The sequence below is a fragment of the Propionivibrio pelophilus DSM 12018 genome (genome assembly GCF_059569095.1).
The window spans coordinates 39543-61583 of record NZ_JCANUT010000015.1 but is presented as its reverse complement, the minus strand read 5'-3'; the positions used below and the strand labels follow the sequence as shown (position 1 = coordinate 61583).

The 22041-nt window shown below is 64.3% G+C and carries 21 protein-coding genes, 2 tRNA genes and 2 riboswitches; of the genes, 14 read left to right on the top strand and 9 right to left on the bottom strand.

The window, feature by feature from the left end:
- Positions 1-19 precede the first annotated feature (19 nt).
- The 7 genes from BO74_RS08760 (at position 20) to BO74_RS08730 (ending at position 5385) form a co-directional block, all read left to right on the top strand.
- Positions 20-787 carry an amino acid ABC transporter permease gene (locus BO74_RS08760; protein WP_496441597.1) on the top strand — a complete coding sequence of 256 codons (768 nt, stop codon included), beginning with the start codon at positions 20-22 and terminating at the stop codon, positions 785-787.
- Entirely contained in the window at positions 774-1496 is a 723-nt protein-coding gene (locus BO74_RS08755; protein WP_496441622.1) for an amino acid ABC transporter ATP-binding protein, read from the top strand. The genes BO74_RS08760 and BO74_RS08755 overlap by 14 nt, the downstream gene beginning before the upstream one ends.
- Positions 1497-1834: 338 nt before the next feature.
- Positions 1835-2077: a FeoA family protein gene (locus tag BO74_RS08750; protein WP_496441595.1), complete on the top strand. Its 243-nt coding sequence runs from the start codon at positions 1835-1837 to the stop codon at positions 2075-2077.
- 20 nt (positions 2078-2097) lie between these two features.
- Positions 2098-2328: a FeoA family protein gene (locus tag BO74_RS08745; protein WP_496441593.1), complete on the top strand. Its 231-nt coding sequence runs from the start codon at positions 2098-2100 to the stop codon at positions 2326-2328.
- The gene (gene feoB, locus BO74_RS08740) at positions 2328-4664 is read left to right on the top strand and encodes a Fe(2+) transporter permease subunit FeoB (protein ID WP_496441591.1); all 2337 of its coding nucleotides are present in this window, start codon (positions 2328-2330) and stop codon (positions 4662-4664) included. The genes BO74_RS08745 and feoB overlap by 1 nt, the downstream gene beginning before the upstream one ends.
- A gap of 11 nt (positions 4665-4675) precedes the next feature.
- Positions 4676-4897 (top strand): FeoC-like transcriptional regulator, encoded by a 222-nt coding sequence (locus BO74_RS08735; protein WP_496441589.1) that lies wholly within the window; start codon positions 4676-4678, stop codon positions 4895-4897.
- A complete protein-coding gene (locus BO74_RS08730) occupies positions 4855-5385 on the top strand; it encodes a glutathione peroxidase (RefSeq protein WP_496441587.1) in 531 nt (176 codons plus the stop codon). The genes BO74_RS08735 and BO74_RS08730 overlap by 43 nt, the downstream gene beginning before the upstream one ends.
- An 81-nt stretch (positions 5386-5466) precedes the next feature.
- Here the strand turns inward: BO74_RS08730 and BO74_RS08725 are convergent.
- The 6 genes from BO74_RS08725 to BO74_RS08700 form a co-directional block, all read right to left on the bottom strand.
- Positions 5467-5551, bottom strand: a tRNA-Leu gene (locus BO74_RS08725).
- Positions 5552-5573: 22 nt separating this feature from the next.
- Positions 5574-5660, bottom strand: a tRNA-Leu gene (locus BO74_RS08720).
- 62 nt (positions 5661-5722) lie between these two features.
- Positions 5723-6148: an ExbD/TolR family protein gene (locus BO74_RS08715; RefSeq protein ID WP_496441585.1), complete on the bottom strand. Its 426-nt coding sequence runs from the start codon at positions 6146-6148 to the stop codon at positions 5723-5725.
- A gap of 2 nt (positions 6149-6150) precedes the next feature.
- On the bottom strand, positions 6151-6885 hold the full coding sequence (locus BO74_RS08710; protein WP_496441583.1) for a MotA/TolQ/ExbB proton channel family protein: 735 nt from the start codon (positions 6883-6885) through the stop codon (positions 6151-6153).
- A gap of 3 nt (positions 6886-6888) precedes the next feature.
- Positions 6889-7632 carry an energy transducer TonB gene (locus BO74_RS08705; protein ID WP_496441581.1) on the bottom strand — a complete coding sequence of 248 codons (744 nt, stop codon included), beginning with the start codon at positions 7630-7632 and terminating at the stop codon, positions 6889-6891.
- A 22-nt stretch (positions 7633-7654) separates the two neighbouring features.
- Entirely contained in the window at positions 7655-8461 is an 807-nt protein-coding gene (locus BO74_RS08700) for a transporter (RefSeq protein ID WP_496441579.1), read from the bottom strand.
- A 164-nt stretch (positions 8462-8625) separates the two neighbouring features.
- Here BO74_RS08700 and BO74_RS08695 point away from each other — a divergent pair, with 164 nt between their 5' ends.
- The 4 genes from BO74_RS08695 (at position 8626) to BO74_RS08680 (ending at position 13547) form a co-directional block, all read left to right on the top strand.
- Complete coding sequence (locus BO74_RS08695; RefSeq protein ID WP_496441577.1) at positions 8626-10851, top strand: TonB-dependent receptor; 2226 nt, start codon at positions 8626-8628, stop codon at positions 10849-10851.
- Positions 10852-10858: 7 nt separating this feature from the next.
- A complete protein-coding gene (locus BO74_RS08690; protein WP_496441575.1) occupies positions 10859-12010 on the top strand; it encodes a PepSY-associated TM helix domain-containing protein in 1152 nt (383 codons plus the stop codon).
- 251 nt (positions 12011-12261) lie between these two features.
- Positions 12262-13149 (top strand): zinc transporter ZupT, encoded by an 888-nt coding sequence (gene zupT, locus BO74_RS08685; RefSeq protein ID WP_496441573.1) that lies wholly within the window; start codon positions 12262-12264, stop codon positions 13147-13149.
- A gap of 8 nt (positions 13150-13157) precedes the next feature.
- Positions 13158-13547 (top strand): VanZ family protein, encoded by a 390-nt coding sequence (locus BO74_RS08680; protein ID WP_496441572.1) that lies wholly within the window; start codon positions 13158-13160, stop codon positions 13545-13547.
- Between the two features lie 36 nt (positions 13548-13583).
- Here the strand turns inward: BO74_RS08680 and BO74_RS08675 are convergent, their stop codons facing one another.
- From BO74_RS08675 to BO74_RS08665, 3 genes are all read right to left on the bottom strand, one after another.
- Positions 13584-14366 carry an energy transducer TonB gene (locus BO74_RS08675; protein ID WP_496441571.1) on the bottom strand — a complete coding sequence of 261 codons (783 nt, stop codon included), beginning with the start codon at positions 14364-14366 and terminating at the stop codon, positions 13584-13586.
- 570 nt (positions 14367-14936) lie between these two features.
- A riboswitch (cobalamin riboswitch) is annotated at positions 14937-15218 on the bottom strand.
- Between the two features lie 77 nt (positions 15219-15295).
- Complete coding sequence (locus tag BO74_RS08670; protein WP_496441569.1) at positions 15296-15649, bottom strand: energy-coupling factor ABC transporter substrate-binding protein; 354 nt, start codon at positions 15647-15649, stop codon at positions 15296-15298.
- Positions 15646-16323, bottom strand: coding sequence for an energy-coupling factor ABC transporter permease (locus BO74_RS08665; protein WP_496441567.1), 678 nt, complete (start codon positions 16321-16323; stop codon positions 15646-15648). The genes BO74_RS08670 and BO74_RS08665 overlap by 4 nt, the downstream gene beginning before the upstream one ends.
- 180 nt (positions 16324-16503) lie before the next feature.
- A riboswitch (cobalamin riboswitch) is annotated at positions 16504-16745 on the bottom strand.
- Between the two features lie 231 nt (positions 16746-16976).
- Between BO74_RS08665 and BO74_RS08660 the strand changes: the two genes are divergently transcribed.
- The 3 genes from BO74_RS08660 to BO74_RS08650 all read left to right on the top strand — a co-directional run bounded on the left by BO74_RS08660 (position 16977) and on the right by BO74_RS08650 (position 22029).
- On the top strand, positions 16977-19298 hold the full coding sequence (locus BO74_RS08660; RefSeq protein WP_496441566.1) for a cyanophycin metabolism-associated ABC transporter: 2322 nt from the start codon (positions 16977-16979) through the stop codon (positions 19296-19298).
- Positions 19295-19765: a cyanophycin metabolism-associated DUF1854 family protein gene (locus BO74_RS08655; RefSeq protein WP_496441564.1), complete on the top strand. Its 471-nt coding sequence runs from the start codon at positions 19295-19297 to the stop codon at positions 19763-19765. Before BO74_RS08660 ends, BO74_RS08655 begins: the two co-directional genes overlap by 4 nt.
- 98 nt (positions 19766-19863) lie before the next feature.
- A complete protein-coding gene (locus BO74_RS08650; RefSeq protein WP_496441562.1) occupies positions 19864-22029 on the top strand; it encodes a cyanophycin synthetase in 2166 nt (721 codons plus the stop codon).
- Positions 22030-22041 lie beyond the last annotated feature (12 nt).

The window sequence follows — 22041 nt, the reverse complement described above, 5'->3', positions numbered from 1 at the left end:
GCAGAAGACAGCCTGATCCATGGATCCGATCCTCTGGTTCGGATGGTTCCGTGCCGACATCATCGCCGAATACGCGATGATGTTCTGGCACGGTCTGCAAATCACCATCCTCGTCACCCTCATTTGCATCACCCAGGGCACAGCACTCGGCCTGGCGATCGGACTGGCACGCCTGGCCGACGCGCGTCACTCGCCGGCCCGCCAGATCTGCCGCTATCTCTTGCGCTGGCCGTCGACGGTTTACGTCAGTTTCTTTCGCGGAACGCCGTTGTTCGTGCAGATCCTGCTCATTCATTTCGCCGTCCTGCCGCTGTTCATCAACCCCGCGGACGGACTGCTCATCTCGGGTGAAACCGCACGCAGCCTGAAACAAAACTACGGCGCTCTCCTCTCTGGCGTCCTCGCGCTGACGCTCAATTCGGGCGCCTACATCTCCGAGATTTTCCGTGCCGGCATTCAGTCGATCGACAAGGGACAGGTCGAAGCCTCCCGCTCGCTCGGCCTGTCGTTCTCGCGAACGATGTACCACGTCGTGCTGCCGCAGGCATTCCGGCGCATGCTGCCGCCGCTGGGCAACAACGCCATCGCACTGCTCAAGGACTCGTCGCTGATCTCGGCAATCGGACTCGCCGAGCTGGCCTATACGGCGCGTACGGTTGCCGGCGCTTATTCCCGCTACTGGGAACCGTACCTCACGATTTCTTTCATGTACTGGATTTTGACGCTGGGCCTCGCCTGGGCGGTAAAGAGACTGGAGGCTCGTTATGGACGAGGTGATACGCGTTGAAGGTCTGACCAAGGACTTCGGCGACTTGCGGGTACTGCGCGGCATCGATTGCACAGTCACCGCATCCGAGGTGGTCTGCGTGATCGGCCCGTCCGGGTCGGGCAAGAGCACTTTCCTGCGCTGCCTGAATGGCCTGGAAGAAGCCAGCAGTGGCCGCGTCCTGGTGCACGGCACCTCGGTGCACGACAACCACACCGACATCGACGCGCTGCGCTCGGAAATCGGCATGGTGTTCCAGCGCTTCAACCTCTTCCCGCACAAGACCGTGCTCGAGAACATCACGCTGGCGCCAACCAAAGTTCGCGGCGTAACAGCCGCGGAGGCGAAGCAGCGGGCACACGATCTGCTGGTCAAGGTCGGCCTGCTCGACAAGATCGATGCGTACCCCAACCAGCTTTCCGGAGGGCAGCAGCAGCGTGTGGCCATCGCCCGGGCGCTCGCCATGCAACCGGCGATCATGCTCTTCGACGAGCCAACCTCGGCGCTCGACCCCGAAATGGTCGGTGAAGTGCTGAACGTCATGCAGACGCTGGCTGAAGAAGGCATGACCATGGTCGTCGTCACGCACGAAATGGGGTTCGCCCGGCGCGTTGCCGACCGCGTGCTTTTTATGGACGAGGGCATCCTCGTCGAGGAAGGCACGCCGGAAGCGGTTTTCGACACGCCCAGGGAAGAACGGACCCGCCGCTTCCTCGCCAACGTGCTGTAAGCGTCACTCGTTACGCCGGCTGTTGCCGGCGTAATTCCCCCTCCTACGAACAACGGGCCGGCACGACGGCCCGATTCCGCCTGCGAGTTCCTCGTCGCCACAGGTGCGCATCGACTCGGACAATGCGCCCAGCCGGACAGCGTTCCGCGTCAGCAGCCTCCCTTCCGGCGAGAGACCCTCCCCTGCCGTTTCACAAAAAACCACGCCCCCGACGACGTTTTTTAAAATATAATGAGACTGGTTCTTATTTATAAGTTACCATCTCACCTGGACGCTCCGGATACAGAAAGTGGCCCACGCCCGCCGAGACGTCCCGGCTTTGGATACAAGGACACGCGATGAACGCCAGTTGTTTTCCCCTGATGATGGCCGATGAAGGCGCGCGCGTGCGCGTCGTCGCACTCAAGGGCGGCGCCGGCCTCGATCGGCGGATGACCGAGATGGGACTGAATGTCGGCGCCGAACTGGTCGTGCGCCAGCGCCAGGGCGGCGGCCTCGTGGTGATGCGCGGTGAGACCCGCTTCGCCCTCGGTGGCGGCATGGCGCACAAGATCATGGTGGCGCCCTCGCAACCGGTTTGAAATCAATCAAGGAAGACGAAATGACCAAGATCAGTGAATTGAGCGTCGGCGAGCGCGCCCGGATCGTCGGCTTTGCCGAAGCCGGCAAGGACTATCGCCGCAAGTTGTTGACCATGGGCCTGACTCCCGGCGCCGAGATCGGCATCACGCGCGTCGCCCCGATGGGTGACCCGATCGAGATCCGGGTGAGAGGTTTCGCGCTCTCCCTGCGCAAGGAAGAAGCCGCAGCATTGGATGTGGAGAAAGTGTGATGAAAGACCAGTTTACGATCGGCCTCGTCGGCAACCCCAACTGCGGCAAGACGACCCTGTTCAACGCGCTGACCGGCGCCAGGCAGCAAGTCGGCAACTGGCCGGGCGTCACCGTCGAGCGCAAGTCCGGTGAGTACCGGATCGGCGAGACGCGAGTGGAGGTCGTCGACCTCCCGGGCACTTACTCGCTGGACGTCGTCGACCGAGCGGTTTCGCTTGACGAGAGGGTCGCGCGCGACTACGTGCATTCCGGCGAAGCCGACCTGATCGTAAACATCGTCGACGCCTCGAACCTCGAACGCAACCTGTACCTGACCACGCAACTAGCCGAAATGGCCGTTCCGCTGCTCGTCGTGCTGAACATGACCGACATGGCGGAAGCCAAGGGCATGCGCGTTGACGCCGGGGGACTCGCCGCACAACTCGGCTGCCCGGTCGTGCCGGTTATCGCGTCGCAGGGGCAGAACATCGGCGCGCTGAAGGAAACCATCATCAAGGCCGCGCAGGATCAGCCACGCGCCAGCGCACGGTTGACCTACGCGGAAACGATCGAGGAAGCGATCGCCACCCTGATCGAACCGGTAAGAAAAATCGCCGGCACCAAGGGCATCGACCCCCGCTGGCTGGCCGTCCGCCTTCTGGAAGGCGATGATCTGGCGAACAAGACCGTCGGTCCGGCGCTTGCCGCGCAGGCGTCGGTCCTCGCCAATCCGCTGGAAGACGATCTGGACATCTTCATCGCCGACGCCCATTACAGCCTGGCCAACCGCATCGCCAACGCCTGCGTCAGCGTCACCGGACAGGTCAACCGCGACATGACCGACAGGATCGATCGGGTGGTACTCAACCGCATGCTGGGCATCCCGATCTTCCTGCTGATGATGTACCTGATGTTCATGTTTACCATCAACATCGGCGGCGCCTTCATCGACTTCTTCGACCAGGCGGCGGGCGCGTTGCTGGTCGACGGTTTTGGCGAGTTGCTCGGCAGCATCGGTTCGCCGGAATGGCTGACAGTCCTGCTGGCCAAGGGCATCGGCGGCGGTCTGCAGACGGTCGCCACCTTCATCCCGGTCATCGGTTTCCTCTACCTGTTCCTCTCGGTGCTGGAAGACTCCGGCTACATGGCCCGCGCCGCTTTCGTCATGGACCGCTTCATGCGCTGGGTCGGTCTGCCGGGCAAATCCTTCGTGCCGCTGATCGTCGGCTTCGGCTGCAACGTGCCGGCGATCATGGCCACACGCACGCTGGAACATCGCCGCGACCGCCTGATGACGATTGCCATGGCACCGTTCATGTCCTGCGGCGCCCGGTTGCCGGTGTATGTCCTGTTTGCCGCGGCGTTTTTCCCGGAAAGCGGTCAGAACGTGGTCTTCGGTCTCTACCTGATCGGCATCCTGGTGGCCGTACTAACCGGCCTGGTTCTCAAGCATTCGTTGCTCAAGGGCGAAGCGACTCCCTTTATCATGGAACTGCCACCCTACCACCTGCCAACCGCCCGGGGCGTCCTGACGCACACTTGGGAACGACTGAAGAGCTTCATTGTCAGGGCCGGGCGCGTCATCGTGCCGATGGTGCTGGTGCTCAACTTCCTCAACGCCGTCGGCACCGACGGCAGCTTCGGCAACGAGGACAGCGACAAGTCGGTGCTCGCCGAGGTAGGCCGTACCATCGCCCCGGCGTTCAGCCCCTTCGGCATGACCACGGAAAACTGGCCCGCCGCTGTCGGCATCTTCACCGGCGTGCTGGCCAAGGAAGCCGTCGTCGGCACGCTCGACGCCGCCTACACGGCGCTGGCGGAAAAGGATGCGGCCGAAAGCGCTGGAGCCGCCGAGGAAGAGAAGAGTTTCAATCTCGGCGCCGCCCTTTCCGAAGCCGTTGCCACGATCCCGGCCAACCTTGCCGACGCGCTCGGCGGCTGGGCCGACCCGCTGGGTCTCAGTGTCGGTGACCTGAGCGACAAGGACGCCGTCGCCGAGGAACAAGAGGTTTCCACCGGCACGTTCGGCGCCATGGCCGAACGCTTCGATGGTGCTGCCGGCGCCTTCGCCTACCTGCTGTTCATCCTGCTCTACTTCCCCTGCACCGCTGCCATCGCCGCGGTCTATCAGGAAAGCGGCACGCGCTGGACGATGTTCGTCGCGGCCTGGACGACCGGCACCGCCTACGGGCTCGCCACGCTCTACTACCAGGCTGCCAACTATGCCACCAACCCGCAAGGCGCCACCACATGGATCGTCGGCATCATCGCCGCGTTCGCCGTCGCCTTTCTCGCGCTGCGGCGGTACGGGCAGGAACCTCTGCCCGCCGTCATACCGCTGTCGCAAAAAGCCTGAGGAGAAGCGCCATGATCCTGTCTCGCGTTACCGACTACCTGAAAGCCCACCGCCGCGCCGCGCTCACCGACATGGCCATCGGACTCGATGCCACACCAGATGCCGTGCGCGGAATGCTCACCGTACTGGAAAGAAAAGGACGGGTGAACAAGCTCCCGGGTGGAACCGCCTGCGGCGGTGGCTGCTGCAAATGCAGCCCGGACAGCGTCGAGCTCTACGAGTGGATAGGCTGAGTCCGCTTCATTCACTGCATGCCCGGTCATTGCGCGGCGAGGAGATTTCCTTGTCGCGCTATGCCGGGCAAGTCGTATTGGTGGTCAACACCGCCAGCCAATGTGGCTTCACCTCGCAGTACGCCGGGCTCGAAACGCTCTACCGGAAATACGCCGGCAACGGCTTCGTCATCCTCGGCTTTCCCTGCAACCAGTTTGGCCGCCAGGAACCGGGCGATGCGGAAACCATAGCCGCGACCTGCGAGGTCAACTACGGAGTGACGTTCCCGATCTTCGAAAAAAGCGACGTCAACGGGCCAAACGCCCATCCCCTGTTCAACTGGTTGACCGAACGCCTGCCCGGTTTCCCCGGACGCCGGGTGAAATGGAACTTCACCAAATTCCTGATCGGTCGTGACGGAACTCCGCTACGCCGCTACGCACCGATCACGCCGCCGGAAAAGCTGGAAGCGGATATCCGTGCCGCGCTGAGCCTGCAGGGCGACTGAAAACTCGGAAACAGGAAGAAGATAAGCGAGGAAAATCCCCGTGAGGGATTCGAGATGCACCGGGTTATTCCCGGTAAATTCTGGTGCCGACGATGAGACTCGAACTCATACGACCGAAGTCACTACCCCCTCAAGATAGCGTGTCTACCAATTTCACCACGTCGGCGGGGCCATTTACAGCAATGGCATGGTGCCCAGGAGAAGACTCGAACTTCCACAGTGTTGCCACCACCAGGACCTGAACCTGGCGCGTCTACCAATTTCGCCACCTGGGCATCGCGGGAAAGCCGGGCATTCTACCGGCTTTTCTGTTTCCTGCAAAGCAATTTATGGAAATTCATGGAGTTCCCGCGACCGGCAGGGTCACGAAGCCGATCTTGCCCAAGCCGGCGCGGCGTGCAGCGCTCATCGTTTCGGCAACGGCTTCGTAGCGCGTGGTGCGATCCGCCATCAGATGCATCTCGACCCGCGCATCCCGGGCAACGGCATCGCGGAAGCGCGATTCCAGTTCGTGCCGGGAAACGACCTCCCCGGCAAGCAAGACGTTTCCATCGGCGTCTATGCTCACCCGCAGCGTCGTCGGCTTGTGCTCGGCCGGTGCGCTCGACGCTCGCGGCAGATTCACATTGACTGAATGCGTCAGCAAGGGCGCGGTGATGATGAAGATGATCAGCAAGACCAGCATCACGTCGACCAGCGGCGTGGTGTTGATCTCGGCCATCGGCGCCTGCGTACCGGAGCTGTTGAAACTACCCATCGCCATGATCAGGCGGCTCCGGCGGTGGCACGCGCGCGCATCGGATGAATCTGCGCGCTGTTCGCGACGAACGGCTTGCCGACGGTGAAGAAGGCGTGCAGGTCATGAGCAAAGGCGTCGAGGTCGGCCATGACGACCCGGTTGGCCCGGGTAAAGGCGTTGTAGGCGAACACTGCCGGCAGTGCCACGGCCAGGCCAGCGGCGGTCATGATCAGCGCCTCGCCGACCGGTCCGGCGACCTTTTCCAGCGCCGCCTGGCCGCTCATGCCGATCGCCACCAGTGCGTGGTAGATACCCCAGACCGTGCCGAACAGGCCGACGAACGGCGCCGTGGCCCCGGTCGTCGCCAGCAGCGTCAACCCGTTCTCCATGGTTGCCTGAGTGCTTTGCAGTTGCTGGCGCAGCGCCCGTTCCATCTGCTCGGCAGGATCGAAGCGTGACTGCAGGCGGCCGCTGGCCGCCTCGAACTCGCTGTTGCAGCAATGCGCCTGCGTGGCCAGCTGGGCGAACGGGCTGTCGAGGCCGGCTTCACTCAGATTGCGGATCCCGTCCGTAACGGATTGCGCCGCCCAGAAGCGGCCGACACTGCGCACCGCCCGGCGCATGCGCCACCAGTCCCACGCCTTGGCGAGGATCACATACCAGCTCGCCAGCGACATGACGAGCAGCGCGATGGCGACCGTATGCGACACACCGTCGCCGCTGGCCCACAAATGCGCCAGACCGAATGCGTTTTCCTGCATGACTTACTGCTCCAACTTGAAAATGACGGGAACCTGAACCCTGCTCGGTACAGCGACATTGCCGCGCCGCGCCGGGATGAATCTCCATTGACGAACCGTGCGCAGCGCGGCTTCATCCAGCCTTGTGCTGCCGGAAGAAACCTTGACCTCGACGCTCTCCGCCGTCCCCGCCGGCGTCACCGACACGCGCAGGACGACCTTGCCCTCCTCGCGCATGCGCCGCGAAATGGCTGGATACGGTGGCGCGGGATTGCGCAGATAGTCGGCGTCGAAACGCGCCTGCGACATGCCCTCGCCCTGCAGCGAGACCCCGGCGATCGAAATGCCGCCCGAGCCGCCTCCGCTTGTGGCCGGCGCACTGGCAGCAGCCGTCGCAGCCAGCGAACTCGACGACGGCGAAATGGCGGATTCGGCAGGCAAGGCATTGACCGTTGTCTCCGGTTGCGGATCGATAGCTTTCGCAACCGGTACGGACGCCTTGACCTCCGGTTTGCTGGCAGGACGCGGGCGTACCGGGGTCGGCCGGGGCGCTGCCGGCGAAGGGGCCAGCAGCGCGGACGTCGGCTGAGCCGCCGGCACGCCGGAAACCATCGGCAGGAGCTCGACCGTGATCGTGCGCGACTCAAGCACCGGAGCCTCGATACGGCCCAGAGTCAGCACTCCCAGCAACACCAGATGCGCGCCAACGACGATGCCGAACAAGCCACTTCGCTGCGCGAGGGTGGGCGCGGCAAGCGCTGCGCTCATACCGTCGCTACCGACTGGCTCATCAGAAGCGCCACGTCACGCCACCGGTCAGGGTATGCGTCGTCGACGTCGGACCTTCGTTGTCGATCGTGCGAATCAAACCCAGCGCCAGATCGACATCCTTGCTCGGCGAATAGATCGCACCGACTTCCGCGAATTTCGCGCGCACCGTATGGCCGTCGGCGCGTGCCGATTCGGTCCCGACATCGAGCGCCAGCTTCCACTGTTCCGAAACGTCCCACACCGGGGCCAGCGAGAACCGCCGGTAGTCAGTCCGCGGATTCTCGTTGGTATCGCGGAAACGATCGCGCCCGACACCAGCGTTGAAATGGATCGAGCCGAACGGCAGATCCTGGCTGAGGATGAAGGTCAGGCTACCGGAGGTCTTGCCGGTACCCAGCCCGTCCCGCTCGCGCGACGAACTGACCGGAATCGCCACCTCCGGCTTGATCGCCAGGCTGGTACCGGATCCCTCGCTCTCGAAGAAGCGCCACTTGGCGCCGACCACGGTGTTGCCCAAACCGCTCGCGTCATCTCCGGCAACGCGGATGCGCGACCAGGCGGTGCTGGCGTAGATATCGACCGAATCGGTCAGCCCGAAGGTATAGCCCAGGGGAACGGTGAGTACCCGTTCGGTGTCGCCGTCGACGCGCGTGCGATCCCTGTTGTATGACGCCTCGAGCTGATTGCCGCCCGCCCCCTGCGTGCCGGTGTCGTCGGTAATCAACGGCTGCAGTGCCGATGCCGAACCTGCGCCCCCCATGGCGACGGCACACAGACCAACGAAACGAAATAGCGTTTTTTTTCTTTTGCACTTCACAAATTTCACGAACCAATCTCCTGAAACAGAAAACTATAGATGACAACCGTTTTCATCTTACATGATAACCATTTTCATTGACAAGAAAAGAAATGATGTAGAGAATCCGCCGACGCATTCACCCCAGACACCCCTGACAGCGCCACCCAACCCGTTATCGAAAGATTGGAAAGATGAAACAAACCACCCCTGCTCCCTCCCGCACCTTGCGCCGCATCGCGCTCGGCGGCCTGATCGTCGGCACGCCGCTGCTAACTGCCATCACCGCGCACGCACAGGGTGCCCAACCGCTGGACAGCGCGGCGGACACCGAAGCGACGCTCGGCGCGGTGGTTGTGCAGGCCAGCGCCGACGCCTCCGCCGAAGGGCTGACGAAATCGTACGCGGGCGGCCAGGTAGCGCGCGGCGGGCGCGTCGGCCTGCTCGGCAACCGCGACATCATGGAGACGCCGTTCAGCACCACCGCCTACACCAGCGAGCTGATCCAGGACCAGCAGGCACGCAGCGTCGCCGATGTCGTCCAGAACGATCCGTCCGTCCGCGTCGCCCGCGGCTTCGGCAACTTCCAGGAAATGTACGTGATACGCGGCTTCCCGGTCGCCTCCGACGACACGGCCTACAACGGCCTCTACGGCCTGTTGCCGCGTCAGTACGTGGCGGCCGAACTGCTCGAACGCGTCGAGGTTTTCCGCGGCGCGAACACATTCCTCTCCGGTGGCGTCGGCGTCGCTTCCGGCTTCGGCATCGGCGGGACGATCAACGCGCTGCCCAAGCGCGCGCCGGCCGAGCCGCTGACGCAACTCACGGCCGGTATCGAATCGGCCGGCCAGACCTATCTCGCCGCCGACGTCGCGCGGCGCTTCGGCCCGGACGACCGCGGCGGCATCCGCGTCAACGCCGCGCGGCGCAACGGCGAAACAGCGGTCGATGGCGAGGAGCGCGAGCTCGGTGTTTTCTCGATCGGCGCCGACTACCGCGGCGACGGCTTCCGCCTCTCCGCCGACCTCGGCCACCAGAACCACCGCATCGACGAACCGCGCCCGAGCGTCACGCCGAGCGGCAGCATCCCGGACGCGCCCGACGCCAGCGACAACCATGCCCAGTCCTGGACCTATTCGCAGGAACGCCAGACCTTCGGCTCGCTGCGCGCAGAGGTGGACGTCAACGACAGCGTCACCGGCTGGATCACCGGCGGCATGCGTGACGGCAAGGAAAAAAACGTGCTGGCCAATCCGACGGCGACGGCCGACGGTACGACAAGTGCCTACCGCTTCGACAACGTGCGCGAGGACCACGTGAAGACGGCCGAGGTCGGTCTGCGCGGCAAGCTGGCTACCGGCAGTGTCGGGCACACCGTGGTCGTCTCGGCCGCCCTATTCGACAGCGAATCGCGCAATGCCTGGGCGATGTCGTCGTCGGCGGTACTGGGCGACTTGTACGACGCCGTCGATGCTGCGATGCCGGCCACCGCCTGGTCCGGCGGCACGATGAGTTCGCCGACGGTCACCGAGCGCATCCGCTCGAACAGCGTCGCCCTCGCGGACACGCTGGCCTTCGCCGACGAAACGGTGCTGCTCACGCTCGGCGCACGCCATCAGAACTTCGAGCAGAAGAGCTACAACTACAACACCGGCGCCGAGGCATCGGAATACGACGAGAGCCGCCTCACGCCGATGGCCGGTCTCGTCTTCAAGGCGACGCCGCAGGTTTCGTTCTACGCTAACTACATCGAGGGTCTGACCAAGGGTGACACCGCACCGAGCACCTACAACGGACTACCGGTCAGTAACGCCGGTACATCCCTCGAACCCTACGTCGCCAAGCAGAAGGAGATCGGCGTCAAGTACGACGGCGGCAAGATCGGTGGCAATCTGTCCTACTTCATCACCGACAAGCCGGTCGGCATGGTCGAGGACGGCACCTTCAAGGACGCCGGCCTGCAGCGTAACCAGGGCATCGAGATCACTGCCTTCGGCGAACCGCTGCGCGGCGTGCGCGTGCTCGGCGGCGCCAGCTTCCTCGATGCGCGGCTGACGAAGATGACCGACGAAAGCCTCGAAGGCAACCGCGCCATCGGCGTACCCAAGCGCCAGTTCAATCTTGGCGCCGAGTGGGACACTCCCGGGATCGCCGGGCTGACTCTGAGCAGTCGCGTGGTGCATACCTCGTCGCAGTACGCCAACGAAAGCAACACACTCAGCGTGCCATCGTGGACGCGCCTCGACCTCGGCGCGCGCTACGTGACAATAATCGCCGAACAGATGGTGACCTTCCGCGCCCGTGTCGACAACGTCACCGATCGGGACTACTGGGCCTCGGTCGGCGGCTATCCGGGCTACGGCTACCTCGTTCTCGGCGCCCCGCGCACCTTCACCCTGAGCGCCACCGTCAACTTCTGATGATCTGATGACCGCGCGTTCCCTGCGCTTGTGGACCTGGCTGCACCGCTGGAGCAGCCTCGTCTGCACGCTTTTTCTGCTGCTGCTGTGCCTGACCGGCCTGCCGCTGATCTTCACCGACGAGATCGGCGAACTGACCCGGCCGGGCCTGCATCCGCCGCCGATGGCGGCAGGTACGTCTCGCGCGCCCCTTGACGCCGTGGAAGCGACCGCCCGCGCAGCACGCCCGGGCCTCGTGCCGCTCTACTTCTTCGCCGAAGAGGACGAACCAAATCTCTGGTACGTCAAGCTCGACACTCGTACCGATACCGACGAGCGCAACGCCGTGCTGCTCGCGCTCGACGCGCGCAGCGGCGACCTGCTCGGCACGCCGGAATTCGGGACCGGCTTCATGGGGCTGACCTACCGGCTGCACGTCGACCTCTTCGCCGGTCTGCCGGGCAAGCTGTTCCTCGGCCTGATGGGCACGCTGTTCGTCGTCTCGCTGGTTTCCGGCACCGTGCTCTACGCCCCCTTCATGCGCAAGCTCGATTTCGGCACCGTGCGCCGCGATCGACCTGCACGCATCCGCTGGCTCGACCTGCACAACCTGCTTGGCATCATCACGCTGGTCTGGGCGCTCGTCGTCGGCGTCACCGGCGTGGTCAACACCTGGGCCGACCTGATTCTCAAATCCTGGCAACGTCAACAAATGGCGCAACTGGCCGCCGGCAACGCCACGCCGCTGCTGGCTGGCGAGCCCGACAGCATCCCGCCGGACCTGCGCGTGCAGCACGTCCTCGACCGCGCCCTCGCGGCGGCGCCGCACATGCGCCTGTCGATGCTCGCCTACCCCGGCACCCTGCTCGGCACACGCGAGCATTTCGCGGTGATCCTGCACGGCGACACGCCATTCACCGCTCGATTGCGCCAGTCGCTGCTCGTTCACCCCGAAACCGGTGAGGTGCTGCAGGCCAGCGCCCGCCCGTGGTATGTCACGCTGTTCCAGCTTTCGCAACCGTTGCACTTCGGCGACTATGGCGGTCTGCCGCTCAAAATCCTGTGGGCTCTGCTCGATCTGATCACGATCGTCGTACTCGGCAGCGGGCTCTATCTCTGGCTGGCGAAACAGGCCCGCAGCCACCGCACAAGCCCAATGGGGGCTGACGTTCATGGCTGAACTCTGGCGCGTCTTCCGCCTCCCGGCCCTGTTCGCTGCGCTCAACACCATTGGACTGTTGGGCGCCTTACTGAGCGATGGGATTGGCGATATGGTTTCGTGGCTGGCACTGAGCATCGTTGTTTGGTCCGCGCTGCGAATCCACAGTTCAGGACACCGTTCTGGACGCCCCCACCCTCTGCCCGTAAGATAAGCGCCACCCTCTGCCTTTCTCCACGCAGGCGGAAACCTTCGTACTGGACACAACAACAATGGATGTTTGGATCGCGCTGGGCATCACGCTGCTTGCTGGGCTAGCCACCGGCATCGGCAGCATCATCGCCTTCACCGCGCAACGCACGAATTACCGCTTCCTTTCAGTGGCCACCGGCTTTTCCGCCGGTGTCATGCTCTACGTGTCGTTTGTCGAAATCTTCTTCAAAGGTCAAACAGCCCTGACCGAGCGATTCGGCGACTACTGGGGAAACTGGGTCAACGTCGGTTCGTTCTTCGGCGGCATGCTGCTCATCGGTCTGATCGACAACCTGATTCCCGCCGGCGAGAATCCACACGAGATCCGTAGTGAGAGGGAAACCCGGCCGCTACATGACGAACACGCGCCACTGGCCCCGTCGCGAGAGGTCAAGGAGGCGTTGCATCTGGGTCACGACCACACGCACGATCACCACAAGCTGATGCGCATGGGGTTGTTTACCGCCCTGGCCATCGGCATCCACAATTTTCCCGAAGGACTCGCCACTTTCCTCGCCGCGCTCGAGAATCCTCACCTCGGCATTGCCATTGCCATCGCCATCGCGCTGCACAACATCCCGGAAGGCATCAGCGTCTCAGTGCCGATCTTCTACGCCACCGGCGACCGCAAGCGGGCGTTCCTCTACTCGCTGCTCAGTGGGCTGGCCGAGCCGATCGGCGCTGGAGTAGCCTACCTGATCCTGCTGCTCATTTCAGGCGGGCAAGGCATGGTGGTCCCGCCGGAACTGATGGGCATCCTCTTCGGCGGCGTCGCGGGGATCATGGTGTACATCAGCCTTGACGAACTCCTGCCGACCAGCCGCGCCTACGGCAAGGGACACGACAGCCTGTTCGGACTGGTCGCCGGAATGGGCGTGATGGCCGTCAGCCTTCTGTTGATGCGATAACTGCACCCATGCTGACACGAACATTACTCAACCCACGGTTCCAGGCCCACTGTACCTGGGCGGCCTACATCATCTACCTGCTGATCCTGGTGCTCGGCTCGATTCCGGGCGCCCGCCAGGAAATCGGCGAGTACGCACCTGGCGGGGTACTGCACTCCCTTGCCTACGCCGGGCTGACCATCCTGTTGTTCATCGGCCGAGGTAAGACGCTGGGCGAACGGGCGATAGGTGCGGTACTCATCGTGACGGCCATGGGCGCCGGTGATGAATTCGTGCAGAGTTTCCTTCCTTATCGCGGCGCTGCGCTGTTCGACTGGGGCGTCGATGTCACTGCATCATTGACGGCCGCGGCCGCGATGCTCGGCGTTTATCCCCGACTGACACGCCGAGTCGCGTAACGCCCCGTTTCCAGACCCGCCCCCTCCACTTGCCGTTCATTGCTCCAACCGGAAGAGCACCGGCACGAGCACCCAGCTCGCGACGGTGTCGCTGCCGCGCCGTGCCGGAAGGAACTGCCAGCGGCGTACGGTTTGCAGGGCGGATTCGTCGAGTCGGGTGCTGCCGGAGGACGCCTTGATTTCGACCTCTTCCGCATTTCCTTCGGACGACACCCGCACGCGCACGATCACCTTGCCTTCCTCGCCCAGTCGCCGCGACCGGGCTGGATAGGGCGGAGAGGGATTGTTCAGGTAACCGGCGTCGAAGCGGGCCGGAGTCAGGGGCCCGTTTCCTCCCCCCGGGGAGACTCCCGGGCCGGCCGCCGTTTTTCCGGCAGCGAGCCCCCCCGCACCGGAGTCCGGACCGCCTGAATGATTGCTTTCGCCTCCCGAACCATTTTCACGGACGGGGGACGGCGCCAACGACGGAAGCGACGGAGCCCTTGGGGAAACAGGCACCGGACGGGGCATTGTTTCGAGCGGCGACTGCCGCCCCTCGACTCGCTGCGTGAAAGGCTTGCGAACCACGACCGGCGCCGGGGCGGGAACGCCCCCCCGTGCTGGAGCCCCCACAACCCCGCCCCCCGACGACGGCTCTGTCGCCGAGCCGGAATGTCGCACCGGAGCAATCAGAGCGGCCATGATCGCAGGCTTCGCGGGCTGCAAGGAAGGCTGAACTCGCGACGGGAATGCAGCGAACAGGAGCGCATGGGCGAGCAACGAACTCGCCAGCGCCCACACCGGAAGCGCCTCTATTGCATGATCATTCGTGAAGCTCACGGATCGCGCCTCTCCGGTGCTCCGGGCTCCGAGCTCCGGGCTCCGGGCTCCGGGCTCCGGGCTCCGGAAGATACTCCGCAAGGCAAAGGACAACGCCGGCGGCCATGCCCCAAAGCGCCAACACGGCGAGGAAGGCTATGCGCAGCATGTCGGGGCTACGGAACGTAGGGAAATCGGCAGAAACACGCCGAGAACAACGAGGAAACTAGGCCCTCCTTCTCTTCGCCGTTCCACCGGAATGGGCGCCGCGTCCACCACCGCCGCCGTCATGTCCAGTGAAGCATTGGCGGTTTCTGCGACATTGATCGGGAATGCGCGTCCCGACAACAGCCGGGCAACGTGCGGGATTCGTGACATTCGGGAGAGAGCGCCGACGCTGTCGCGAAACTGGATGCTGCGTAACGTGCAGGACTCGCGCTGCATGATCAGACCTCTTTAAAACCACTTGATCCGACCTTCTGCCCGGCGGGCGGAGAAGAGGATCGGGAGAGGAAAAGCACAAAACCCCGGTCGATTTCTGGCCGCCCCCCGCACCCCACGGAAGGTCAATTGCACACGCCGCCTAACTGCTCGCGGCACCTGCATCAGGCCGGTCTCCGGGCTTGCGGGTGAATGCCGGAACCGGCATCCGGTGCTTCGCCTTCCCGGGCCGTTCGCGCACGTCATGACTGACGCCACGTGGCGGCCCAGTGACTGGCTCCGTCCGGGGAGGAGAAGCCATGAAGCACTTTGACTCGCTTACCGTTGCGGGGGCAGCCGGGGCATTGCGGCGGATTCGTTATTCGCCGCGCACCCCGTTCCCGTTTAACCCGTCAACGACGCTGAGCGGGCACCTGCTGCATTGTTGCGATCGCCCGGGCCAACTGGCTCGGACGTCGCGGCATTACGTTTCTACTGCGTTTCTACGCTCGTGGAACAATCGACGCGTATCAGGACTCACGCTTCGATTTCTTCTTTTCCGCCTCTTCCATTTCGCGACGCATCTTCTCGCGCATGCGCGCGCCGCCGATGTAGTAGCCGATAAACCCGGCGCCCAAGGCTGCCTGCAAGGCAAAAAGCATCGACGCGATCTCGCCGCTGGCCGGTTCGAGCAGCGGTTCGAACCACGGCTGATAATCCGGCCGGATTTCGGCAATGACGCCCTTGGCCTGATCGTCGGCACCGCCGAAAATCGCCACTTCCTCGCCATCCGGCCCGGCCGCCGGACGCTCGACGATCCACAGCGGCACCAGCGCAAGGAACACCACGCCGAGAATCAGCAAAATGTTCTGCGTCCGTTTCATGCCCGTACCTCCTGCGGCTCGGCCAGTTTCATGTCCTGCAACTCCTTCGGGTTGAAGCGGGCCAGCGCATTGAAGACGAGCACCGTCAGCAGGCCTTCGCTGATCGCCAGCGGGATCTGCGTGACCGCGAAGATGCCGGCGAACTTGGCCAGCGACGCGGCGAAACCGCCGGCCGGGTCGGGGAAGGCCCACGCCAGCTGCACCGAGGTGGTGACGTAGGTCATCAGGTCGGCAAGGCTTGCGGCGAGGAAAACGCCCACGGCCAGCGAGGCGCCGAGCGAACGCGCCAGCTTGAACACGCCGTAGGCGACGAACGGTCCGACGATGGCCATCGAAAAGATGTTGGCACCGAGCGTGGTCAAACCGCCGTGGGCGAGCAGCAGCGCCTGGAAGAGCAGGACGACCGCGCCGATCGGCGCCATCGCCGCCGGCCCGAACAACAGTGCGCCGAGGCCGGTTCCGGTCGGGTGCGAGCAACTGCCGGTCACCGAAGGAATCTTCAAGGCCGAGAGAACGAAGGAGAAGGCGGCGGAAACGCCGAGCAGGATGCGCTGCTCCGGGTTCGCGGCGACGCGCTTCTTGATTGATTGGACGCCCCAGGCAACAAATGGCAACGAAGCCACGCTCCAGCCGATGGCGTGTTCGACGGGCAGGAAGCCCTCCATGATGTGCATTATGTTTCCCTCGCAAAACAACGCTGCAGCGACAGTGCTGCAATGACACGCGTGTTCGACGGGGAAGAATGCAGGCGCAATAAAACGATAGCGCGAGCGCTGGAAGCCTGGAATGCGAGAGTAAAGACCTGGAACTGCCCTGCTCGCCGCCAGACGGCCGGCTTCACCCCACCCCGGGGAACACCTAACCAATTCTGGGCCGGTCTTCTGACTCGCCTTCGTCCTCCTCCGGCGCCTTCCCATGCGCATACAGATACGCCGCACAGTGGCATTTGCCGGAATCGTCAGGCCTACAGCAGCGGGGGGCTGTGCCGGAATGGCTGCACCAAGGGTACAAAAATACAAAGGTACAGAATCACCGGCTTCCCGTTTCACCCGGCTCCACTGTCGCGAAGCTGGGCACCCAAAACAGGAGGCGATTCTATGCCCCGTTTTTGCCGATGACAAGGAAAAAGGGGGAAACTGCACAAATCCGAAACGGCAGCCTCTTGCCGACATCGACACCCGGATGTGCGTTTTTTACATCAGGTCATCGGATTTGCCTTTCGATCGTTACGAGATTTCAACAAATCACCGCCGGCATGACTCGTTATACTCCGGCAATTCCGCCAGCCGCCTCCAGCGGTCACAAAAAACGCGACGAATCAAGGACCATGACCCCGAGCCCTGCCACGCCGACCTCCCCCCAGGCCATTCTCCCGACACATTCCCAGATCCCCTTGCCCGAAGCCTGGCAGCCCGTCGTCGAGGCGCAACTCGCGAAAGAGGAGAGGCTCCTGAGCTGGCTGGAGATCGACCTCAATACCAACCTGCACTTTGCCAAGGGAGTGGTCGCCCTGACCGACCGCAGGTTGCTCGCCCGCACCGGCGACAGCCCGGAATGGCAGAGTCACCCGCTGCGCGAGGGATTGCGTCTGACGCGACGCGACCATGCCGGCGTCGGCAGTCTCGAACTTTTCGACGCCACCGGCCGGCAGGCGCAGTGGCGCTATACCCTCGGCCAGGACGTCGCCGCCGGGCGGCTGATCGACCACGTCAACCGCCAACTGGATTTCGTCGTCACCGGGATCGCTCCGGCACCATCGGCGCAGGCCGTCTGCCCGAAATGCGAAACGCCGCTGCTCGCCGGACAGGATGAATGCCCGGTGTGCAGCAAGGAAGAGCTGACGCCGCCTTCGACCTGGACCCTGTTCCGCCTGTGGCGCTTTGCCCGCCCGTACCGCTGGCAGCTTCTCGCCGGCTTCCTGCTCTCGCTGGCGACCACGGCGGCGACGCTGGTGCCGCCGTACATGACCATGCCGCTGATGGACAAGGTACTGATCCCGTACCAGAACGGCAAACCGATCGACACGGGCCTCGTCACGCTCTACCTCTCCGGCCTGCTCGGCGCAGCGCTGCTGGCCTGGGTGCTTGGCTGGGCGCGCACCTACATCCTCGCCCTCGTTTCCGAGCGCATCGGCCGCGACCTGCGCACGACGACCTATGAGCATCTCCTGAAGCTCTCGCAGGAATACTTCGGCGGCAAGCGTACCGGCGACCTGATGGCACGAATCGGTTCGGAAACCGACCGCATCAACATCTTCATCTCGCTGCATTTCCTCGACTTCGCCACCGACGTGTTGATGATCAGCATGACGACGCTGATCCTCGTTTCGATCAACCCGTGGCTGGCGCTGGTCACGCTGCTGCCGCTGCCGGTCATCGCCTTCCTGATCCACACCGTGCGCGAGCGACTGCGCACCGGCTTCGAGAAGGTCGACCGCATCTGGGCCGAGGTCACCAACGTGCTCGCCGACACCATTCCCGGCATCCGCGTGGTCAAGGCCTTCGCCCAGGAGAGCCGCGAGGCCGCGCGCTTCCGCGCCGCAAACCAGCACAACCTGGAAGTCAACGACAAGGTCAACAAGGTCTGGTCGCTGTTCGGCCCCACGGTAACGCTGCTCACCGAGGTCGGCCTGCTGATCATCTGGGGCTTCGGCATCTGGCAGATCTCGCGCAACGACATCTCGGTCGGCGTACTCACCGCCTTCCTCGCCTACATCGGCCGCTTCTACACCCGCCTCGACTCGATGAGCCGCATCGTTTCGGTGACGCAAAAAGCTGCGGCGGGGGCCAAGCGCATCTTCGACATTCTCGACCACGTCTCCAGTGTGCCGGAGCCCGCCACGCCGGTGCATCTTCCCGCCGTCGCCGGACGCATCGAACTGCGCAACGTCGGCTTCCGCTACGGCACGCGCAGCGTCACGCGCGACATCAGCCTGACCATCGAGCCGGGCGAGATGGTCGGCCTGGTCGGCCACAGCGGTTCAGGCAAGAGCACCATGGTGAACCTGATCTGCCGCTTCTACGATGTCTCGGAAGGGGCGATCCTGATCGACGGCGTCGATATCCGCTCGGTGCCGGTCGCCGAATACCGCAGAAACATCGGTCTGGTGCTGCAGGAGCCGTTCCTGTTCTTCGGCACGATCGCCGAGAACATCGCCTACGGCAAGCCCGGCGCCACGCGCGAGGAGATCATCGCCGCGGCGCGCGCCGCGCATGCGCACGAGTTCATCCTGCGCCTGCCGCACGGCTACGACTCGCTGGTCGGCGAACGCGGCCAGGCGCTCTCGGGCGGCGAACGCCAGCGCATCTCGATTGCTCGCGCGCTGCTCATCGATCCTAAGATCCTGATCCTCGACGAGGCGACTTCCTCGGTCGACACGACGACCGAGAAGGAAATCCAGAAGGCGCTCGACAACCTGGTGCGCGGCCGCACCACGATTGCCATCGCCCACCGCCTGTCCACGCTGCGCGAGGCCAATCGTCTGGTGGTTCTCGACCGCGGCAGCGTCGTCGAGGTCGGCAACCACGATGAACTGATGGCCAGGGAAGGCCATTACTACCGCCTGTACCAGGCGCAGGCCCGCAACGTCGATACCGAGGGCGGCTCGGATCTCGAAGCAGGCGGCGATGACAAGGGAGACCGCGAATGAACACGACGCCTGACTTCCACCTCCACCGCGACAGTTTCGGGAAACTGATCTTCACGGGCAGCGACGGCGAGACGCACGAGGCCGTACCGGTACGTGCCTTCCCGATCGGCGCGCCAGACAACGGCATCGCGCTGGTCGATCCACACGGCCATGAACTGGCGTGGATCGACACGCTCGCCGAACTGCCCGCCGAGTTGCGCCAGTTGGTTGAAAGCGAACTCGCCAGCCGCGAATTCATGCCGGTCATCGAACGCATCATCGACGTCTCAAGCTACGCCACCCCGAGCACCTGGACGATCGTCACCAATCGCGGCGAGACGAAGCTGATCCTGAAGGGCGAGGAGGACATCCGCCGCCTCGCCGCGCCGGCGCTGCTGATTGCCGACAGCAACGGCATCCAGTACCTGATTCGCGACCGCGGCGCCCTCGACGCGCACAGCCGGAAAATCCTCGACCGCTTCCTTTGACACCCCGGGTCAGCCGAATGGCGCCTGCCGCGTTATTCGGCCCATAATTGCCTGTCCATTCTTACCTTCGCAACTCACTGCCCCGCGCAGGAAAACACATGACAAAAAAAGACATCATCTTCCGGGAAATCCGCCATCTGCGCGGACCGAGCATGTGGACCTACCGTCCGGTCCTCGAAGCGATCGTCGACATCGGCGACCTCGAGGACTGCCCGTCCAACACCATTCCCGGCTACTACCAACGCCTGAAGGCGATGCTGCCATCCCTGTACGAGCACCGCTGCAGCTACGGCGAACCCGGCGGCTTCCTGCGCCGCGTCGAGGAAGGCACCTGGCCGGCACACATCCTCGAACACGTCACGCTTGAGCTGCAGAATCTCGCCGGGCTGCCCGGCGGCTTCGGCAAGGCGCGGGAGACTTCCGAACGCGGCGTGTACAAGGTCATCGTCCGCGCCTGGGAAGAACAGGTCACCCGCGCCGCGCTGCATGAAGCGCGCGAGCTGATCATGGCGGCGATGGAAGACCGCCCCTTCGACGTCGACGCCGCCGTCGAACGCCTCGCCGACCTCGCCGACTCGCGCTGCCTCGGCCCCTCGACCGCAAGCATCGTCGATGCTGCGGACGACCGCGACATTCCCTGCATCCGTATGCTGGAAACCGGCAACCTGGTGCAACTCGGTTACGGCGCCGCCATGCGCCGCATCTGGACAGCCGAGACCGACCGCACCAGCGCCATCGCCGAGGGCATCTCGCGTGACAAGGACCTGACCAAGAGTCTGCTGCAATCCTGCGGTGTGCCGGTGCCCGAAGGACGCGAAGTCGACAGCGCGGAAGACGCCTGGGACGCGGCCGAGGACATCGGCCTGCCGGTGTGCGTCAAGCCGATCGACGGCAACCACGGCCGCGGCGTGTTCATCGACATCCACAGCCGCGAGGACGTCGAGATGGCCTACGGCATCGCCGTCGACGAAGGCAGCGGCGTGCTCGTCGAACGTTCGATCCCCGGCTCCGAACACCGCCTGCTGGTCATCGGCGGCAAGCTCGTCGCCGCCAACCGCGGCGACGTGGTGAAAGTCACCGGCGATGGAAAGCACACGGTGCGCGAGCTGATCGATCTGCAGATCAACTGCGACCCGCGCCGCGGCTCGAGCGAGAACCATCCGCTGTCCAACATCCGCATCGATTCCGCGGCTCGCATCGAACTCTCGCGCCAGAAGCTCGACGCCGATTCGATTCCCGAGGACGGGCGCGAAGTGCTGATCCAGCGCAACGCCAACCACGAGTTCGACGTGACCGACGAGGTGCATCCGGATACCGCCGAAATCGCCGCGCTCGCCGCGCGCATCGTCGGGCTGGACATCGCCGGCATCGACCTCGTCTGCGAGGACATCTCGAAGCCGCTGGCCGCACAGGGCGGCGCCATCGTCGAGGTCAACGCCGGCCCCGGCCTGCTGATGCACCTGAAACCCGGCGTCGGCAAGCCGCGCCCGGTCGGCCAGGCGATCGTCGACCACCTCTTCCCGAACGGCAGCAGCGGCCGCATTCCGGTCGTCGGCATCACCGGCAGCTACGGCAAAACGACCGTCGGTGAACTCCTCGCACGCCTGCTCACGCTGTCCGGAAAACACACCGGCCTGGCCTGCAGCAAAGGCGTATTTTTCGACCGCCGCCAGTCCGAGAAAGGCGACTGCGCGCGCTGGGAATACGCCAATCGCACCCTGATGAACCGGGCCATCGAAGCCGCGGTCTTCGAGAACGGCACCGACGCCATCGCCACCGAAGGCCTGGCCTACGACCGCTGCCAGGTCGGCATCATCACCAACATCGAGGCGGCCCGCCACACCGGCCGCAACTACATCGACACGCCGGGACAGGTGTACAACGTCATGCGCACCCAGGTCGACCTGGTACTCAGGAACGGAGCAGCCGTCCTCAACGCCCGCGAGCCCGACCTCGTGGAAATGGCCGAGCTGTGCGACGGCGAGGTCATCTACTTCGCCTACGATCCGTCGCTGGCGGTCATCACGGAGCATCTCGAAAAAGACCGGCGCGCGGTCATCGTGCGCTACGGCCAGATCATGCTGGCCTGCGCCGAGGGCGAGATTTCGCTGGCCAAGCTCAAGGACGTCCCCCTCACCGACGGCGGCAAGGACGTCGCGCAGACCGAGAACGTGCTGGCCGCCGTCGCCGCGGCCTGGGCGCTCGGCGTATCGCAGGACGTGATGCGTACCGGCATCGAAACCTATTTCATCGAACAGCAATAACGCGAGGAACAC